This is a genomic window from Alteromonas sp. CH_MED4-4 (genome assembly GCF_037029575.1).
Taxonomy (GTDB): Bacteria; Pseudomonadota; Gammaproteobacteria; order Enterobacterales; family Alteromonadaceae; genus Alteromonas; species Alteromonas macleodii.
In genome coordinates this window covers 1-1,298 of the sequence record NZ_JAYMEU010000078.1, presented here as the reverse complement: position 1 = coordinate 1,298, position 1,298 = coordinate 1, and the positions used below count along the sequence as shown (strand labels likewise).

General features: G+C 37.9%; 1 protein-coding gene and 1 pseudogene. Both read right to left on the bottom strand.

Annotated elements, in window-relative coordinates; translation table 11 throughout:
* Window positions 1-455, bottom strand: a pseudogene (locus WA381_RS20955) (hypothetical protein); the annotation flags it as partial.
* Window positions 456-539: 84 nt separating this feature from the next.
* Window positions 540-1,298: hypothetical protein (locus WA381_RS20950; RefSeq protein WP_336146767.1), on the bottom strand; the 759-nt coding region annotated here is incomplete at its 5' end.

Genomic DNA, 1,298 nt, shown 5'->3' with positions numbered 1-1,298 from the left:
GTTAGATGATTCTCTATTACCTCGAAAGTTTTTTCAATTTTTATGTTTTTCTGCAATCGGTAAGCAAGTATTGGGTCATGTTTTGAAAGCTCTAAAATAGCGCTGTCAAACTGAGAGGAGAAATCTACTCGCAGTTCTTCCTTCATATCAATGATTAACGAATTAAATGCTTTCTCAAGGGCAATTCGTAGCTCTGCTTCGAATGCTGATTTATCTTTAGGCGAGAATGCTTGGTCATTCAATTTCTCTAAATACAGCTTCAAGTAACCGTCAATCGCGCGATCTGTATTAATTACTGAATTGATAAATACATTGCGTAACTCAAGGAGTAAATAAATTATTGTTCGATTACTTTCTTTTTTTTCTCTCTGAATTTTCCATATATATGTTGCTAAGGCTACTAAAATAGTTGCACTAGCGGTAATAAAGGATCCCAAAATCTTAAGTTCTATCATGTAACTCTCGTGCGATAAACTCATCAACTAAAGATGCTAACAAATGCAAAATTAGTTTTTGTTTATGAAGTAGATTAATAAGTATCAGCAATTTTGTAATACTGTGAAGATAGCGTTTTGCGCAGACTCTCTAAATTCACGACCAATTCTTGGTGTGTATGAAGGGTGGGGGGCTGATATTACAGTTGTTTTAAAATCGCCTTTTTGCAGGCTACCTACTGAAAACTTGAACGTTACTTTACCTCTCACTTCGTGATGCTGTATGTCTGTTAAGTTTGAAGAGTGTAGTAGCCAATTCTTTGATGATGGGCTATTAGAGCTCTTGGGAACAAGAACAACTTTTGGCTTGAAGTACTCGATTATCTGATTGTTCAGCTCGTAAGAAAACTGAATAGCTCTCTCTAAAAGCGCTTTATCGTATTTAGCCAACTGAGAAGTGAAGCTTTTAAAATCCTTACTTCCCCACAGCACTATGTTAGCCATGAGCGTTTTGTGTTCACCAAACCGCTTGTTGAATATCTCTGAGTAGAATTGCCACTTGTTGTTTGGCTTGTTAATAGGATCCCACAATGGGACATTCGCACCTTCGCTATTTTTGTACGCTTCGCTGAAATTGTCGTTCATGGCTTGTTGCACAAAACCCTCGTAGTGGGAAGGGGAGGAAGGAGACAAAATAGCGTCGAGAGATTCAGGAACATTAGGATTTGAGCCTAACCAAATTACATCAACTGATTCGGCATTGAGCTTACTTAATACTTTTGCTGTCTCGATTTCCCCGAAGATAGAGCCTCTAAACGGTATCGAATAAGAGCCTGTACCTCTCTTGAGCGCTTTATTTTCTTG